The organism is Mesorhizobium sp. M7A.T.Ca.US.000.02.2.1, assembly GCF_003996995.1.
Classification (GTDB): Bacteria; Pseudomonadota; Alphaproteobacteria; order Rhizobiales; family Rhizobiaceae; genus Mesorhizobium.
This window is the reverse complement of sequence record NZ_RZTT01000430.1, coordinates 1-4,871: the sequence shown is the minus strand read 5'-3', so window position 1 is coordinate 4,871 and position 4,871 is coordinate 1. Positions and strand designations below refer to the sequence as shown.

Below are 4,871 nucleotides of genomic sequence, written 5' to 3'. Positions count from 1 at the left end.
GTTCCCGCATATGAGCGCGCTCGAAAATGTCCGCTTTCCCCTGGTCGAACGCCGGGTCGCCGAGACCGAGATCAAGCGGCGGGTCACCGACGCCGCGGCGAAGCTGCATATCGGCCATATCCTGCACAAGCCGCCGGGACAGCTTTCGGGCGGGGAGCGGCAGCGCGTGGCGATCGCCCGGGCTCTGGTGCGCGATCCCAATGCCTATCTGATGGACGATCCGATCTCGGCGCTAGACGCCAGGCTGCGCGAGGAAACGCGCGTCGAGCTGAAGCGCATCCAGCGCGAACTCGGCAAGACGCTGATCTACGTCACGCATGACCAGGAAGAGGCGATGTCGGTCGCCGACCGCATCGCTATCCTGGAGGACGGCCAGATCAGGCAGATCGGTACGCCGGCAGAGATTTACGACCGCCCGGCCAGCACCTATGTGGCAAGGCTGCTTGGTTCGCCGATGATGAACATCCTCAGATCGGCGCGCGGCGAGGGCGGTGTCGAAGCGGCTGAAGGCACGATTCGCATCGACGACAAGACAGCGCCCACCGACGCCGTGGAGATCGGGCTGAGGCCGGAGGACATCAAGGTTAGACCGTGGGCGGATGGGGGCCCGGGCCGCCCGGCGCGAGTGTTCGAGGTCGAGCCGCTTGGCGGCTATACCGTGGTGACGCTCGCTGCCGGGCAGGCGCGGCTGAAGGCATTGCTGCGCGGCCAGCCCGACATCCGGCCGGATGCCATGGTGGCGATATCCTGCGAGCCGGCCAGAGTGCATTATTTCGAACAGAGCGGCGGAGCGTTGGCACGATGACGGCCGCCGCAAGGAAAGAGTTTCGGGAGGAAGAGATGGGAAGCAAAGGCTTCGAGCCGGACGTGAAGGTCCGCACGAAGGAATACAAGATCGGCTGCGTCGGCGCAGGCATGATCATGGCCGAGTGCCATCTCGCCGCCTACAAGGAAGCTGGGTTCCCGGTGGTGGCAATCGCCTCGCGCACCAAGGCCAGCGCCGAGAAGGTGGCGACGCGCTGGGGCATTCCGACCGTCCACGACACACCGGAAAAACTAATCGAGGACGAAAATGTCGAGATCATCGACCTTGCTTTCCCGCCCGACCTGCAGCCGGCGCTGATCCGTCACGCGCTGAAGCAGAAGCACATCAAGGCGATCCTGGCGCAGAAGCCGTTGGCCTTGTCGGTCGAGGAAGCGGTCAAGCTGCGCGACGAGGCGGCCAAGGCCGGCAAGATCCTCTCGGTCAACCAGAACATGCGCTACGACCAGTCGATGCGCGTCTTGAAGCAGATCATCGACAGCGGCGCGCTGGGCGACATCGTCTTCGCGCAGATCGACATGCACGCCATCCCGCACTGGCAGAGCTTCCTCGAGGACTATGACCGGCTGACGCTCGCCAATATGAGTGTGCATCATCTCGACGTGCTGCGCTTTCTGTTCGGCGATCCCGACGAGATCACCACGCTGACACGCAAGGATCCGCGCACGACATTCGACCATTCCGACGGCATCACCGTGTCGACGCTGCGCTTCCCGTCCGGTGTGCTTGCCGTGTCGCTGGAGGATGTCTGGTCCGGTCCGCGTCAGGATGGCTACAAGGACGACCAGCACATCAACTGGCGCGTCGACGGCAGCAAGGGGGTCGCGAAGGGCACCATTGGCTGGCCGACGGGCGCTGCCTCGACGCTGACCTATGCCTCGACCGAGACGACCGGAGGCGAGTGGGTCAGTCCGAGCTGGGACACGATGTGGTTCCCGCATGCCTTTATCGGCGTGATGGAGCAGCTCCAGCACGCGGTGAAGACCGGCACACCGCCGGCGCTGTCGGTCGCCGACAACGTCAAGACCATGGCGCTGGTCGAGGCGGGTTATCGCTCGATCGACGAGGGCCGCACGGTCAAGCTTTCCGAAATCGCTACCTGATCACCGCAACTGAAACACCAGACAACTGAATCGCTTACAGGGAGGAATTCACACTATGATGCAGGCAGGTATTTTCACGGGGTATTTCCCCTACGGCCTCGAAGAGACAGCGAAGAAAATTCGAGGCCACGGTTTCAACACCGTGCAGCTCGACCTTCATTTCAAGGATATCGACCTGTCGGCCGGCCAGATCACCAAGGATAAGGCCAAGAAGGTTCGCGACACGTTCCGTGCCCACGACCTGCCGATCTGCTGCATCTCGGGCTACACCAATGTCATTCATCCCGACCTCGCGCACCGCAAGGCGAATGTCGATCGGCTGAAGGAAATCATCCGCAACGCCCGCCAGCTCGGCAGTCCTTACGTGATCTCGGAGACCGGTACCTACAACACCGAGAGCGAGTGGATGAGCGATCCCAAGAACAAGTCCGAAGAGGGTTTTGAGATGTGCCGCAAGGTGATCTCCGAACTAGCACAGGAAGCCTATGACCACGGCTCAATGTTCCTGCTCGAAACCTACGTCAACAATGTCGTCGGCTCGGTCGAGGAAACGGTGAGGATGTTCGCGCAGGTCGACCATCCGGGCCTCGGCCTGCTGATGGATCCGACCAACTACTTCGAAAGCCACAACATCGACCAGATGGACAAGGTGCTGAACCAGGTGTTCGACACGCTGGCCGACAAGGTCAAAATCGCGCATGCCAAGGATGTCGCACGAGCCGGCGACGACAAGAGCGAGAAGCATGCGGACATCGGCGATGACGACGCGCTGGCCTCGCACACCTTCCGCGGCGTTGGCGAGATGGTCCTCAACGCGCCGGGCACCGGCTCGCTGAACTACGACCTCTATCTGCAGCGCCTGTCGCAGAAGAACCCGAACATCCCGGTGATCATCGAACACCTTTCAGAAGACGACGTGCCGAGGGCCAAGAAATTTCTCGACGACAAGTTCCGCGCCAACGGTCTCTGACCAGCTGTGCGCCGCCCTTTGCCGGCGGTGCATCCGGCTTGGAAGCAACAACAAGGGAGGAATTGCAGTGTTGAAATTCGGATTGAAACTGGCAGCGGCCGCGACTGTGTTCGCGGGCATCGCATTCGCCTCGCCGGCAATGGCGCAGGATGGCCAGAAGACGTTCTATCTGCTGTCGCATGGCGGTCCGTCGGATGCGTTCTGGCTGGACTGGAATGCCGGCGCGACCAAAGCCTGCGACCAGCTCAAGGTGACCTGCAAGATCTCCTTCAGCGGCGGCGACATGGCGGCGCAGAAGGAGGCCTTCAATTCCGCGCTTGCGGCCAAGCCCGACGGCATCGCCACCACCTCGGCCCAGCCGGGCTTGTGGACGGAAGAGGTGAAGGCGGCCAAGGCGGCCGGCATCCCGATCGTGTTCTTCAACACAGACGATCCGGCGACCGGACGGCAGGCCTATGTCGGCGCCGATCTCAAGGAGGCGGGGGTCATCTGGGCCAAGTATCTTGTCGACCACAAGATGGTGAAGCAGGGCGACAAGGTGTTCCTGCCGGTGGAAGTGCCTGGCGCCAGCTATCAGCAGCTGGAGACCGAAGGCATCGCCAGCGTCTTCGATCCGTTGGGGATCAAATATGATGTGGTCGATTGCGGCACCGACCCGGCCGGCATCATTGCCAAGATGACCGACTATATGGTGGCCAACAATCCGCCGGCGATCATCGCGCTCGGCGATTCCGTCGCGGCCAGCGTCAAGCGGGTGTTCGACGGCGCCGGTGTGCCGGCCGGCAAGATCCCGGTCGTCGGCTGGGGCAATTCGAAGGAAACCGCGGAAGCCGTGAAGTCCGGCTTCGTCAACGCGGCCGCCTGGCAGTTCCCGTCTGCGCAAGGCTTCATGCCGGTGGCGCTGCTCGGGCTCGCCGCGTCGGGCGAACCGATCGGCTACGACATCCATACTTTCAGCCTCTACGACGCCTCGAGCGTCGAACCGATCCTGAAACTCTACGACACGAAGTGAAACCGGTGCCCGCGGCGCAGGCCGCGGGCACCATTTCAAAGCATGGTTCAAGCAGTCATGATGATCGCCGCAGAAGACGAAATGCCTGTCGGGAAACGTAGATCGAGCCTTATGCGCTCGCCGCAATTCTCCTCGCTCGTCATCCTCATTGTCCTGCTCGCGGTGTTCGCCATCGCCGATGCCAATTTCCTGTCGCCGCTCAACATCTCCAACATGATGGCGTTCCTCCCCGAGCTCGGCATTATCGCGCTCGGCATGACGCTGCTTCTGACGGCGGGCGAATTCGACCTGTCGGTTGGTGCCGTGTTCGGGCTGGCGCCGGTCGTCGTCATGCTTCTGGTGCAGAACGGAGGCGTCGATATCGGCATCGCGCTTCTGGCCGGGCTTCTGCTGTGCATCGCCATCGGCGCCATCAACGGGCTGATCGTCACCAAGATCGGCATTTCGTCCTTCCTGGTCACGCTGTCCATGCTGCTCGTGGTGCGCGGGGCGGCGCTCTACATCACGCAGGGCTTTCCGCTGAAATCCTGGGACCAGCCAGGCTTTTTCGTCACGCTGCTGGCCGGCAGCTTCAATGTCGGGTCGTTCCGGTTCTACACCTCGCTGTGGTGGTTCATCGGTCTCTCGCTGCTGGCGATCTACGTGCTGCGCTATGCCAAGCTCGGCAACTGGATCAGCGCCATCGGCTCCAACCGGAACGCGGCGGTGGCGCGCGGCGTGCCGGCGGACGCCGTCAAGGTGTGGCTGTTCATCCTGACTTCGGTCCTTGCGGGACTGGCCGGCATGATCAGCGCCTTCCGCATCTCGGCCGCCTCACCGGTGGCCGGCACCGGCTATGAGCTCGAAGTGATCGCCATGGTGGTGGTCGGCGGCACGGCGCTGACCGGCGGGCGCGGCACGATCCTCGGCACCATCGTCGGCGCGCTGATGCTGCGCGCGATCCGCAACGGCATCGTGCTGATC

5 protein-coding genes are annotated in these 4,871 nt (G+C 62.8%); all 5 read left to right on the top strand.

What is annotated here, in order from left to right:
* On the top strand, positions 1-805 hold an 805-nt coding region (locus EOD15_RS28485), incomplete at its 5' end, for an ABC transporter ATP-binding protein (RefSeq protein ID WP_148129669.1).
* Between the two features lie 35 nt (positions 806-840).
* Positions 841-1,926 carry a Gfo/Idh/MocA family oxidoreductase gene (locus EOD15_RS28480; protein WP_127317899.1) on the top strand — a complete coding sequence of 362 codons (1,086 nt, stop codon included), beginning with the start codon at positions 841-843 and terminating at the stop codon, positions 1,924-1,926.
* Between the two features lie 55 nt (positions 1,927-1,981).
* Entirely contained in the window at positions 1,982-2,896 is a 915-nt protein-coding gene (locus EOD15_RS28475; RefSeq protein WP_127317901.1) for a sugar phosphate isomerase/epimerase, read from the top strand.
* Positions 2,897-2,963: 67 nt separating this feature from the next.
* A complete protein-coding gene (locus EOD15_RS28470) occupies positions 2,964-3,908 on the top strand; it encodes a substrate-binding domain-containing protein (RefSeq protein ID WP_127267574.1) in 945 nt (314 codons plus the stop codon).
* An 81-nt stretch (positions 3,909-3,989) separates the two neighbouring features.
* Positions 3,990-4,871: ABC transporter permease (locus EOD15_RS28465; protein ID WP_245463790.1), on the top strand; the 882-nt coding region annotated here is incomplete at its 3' end.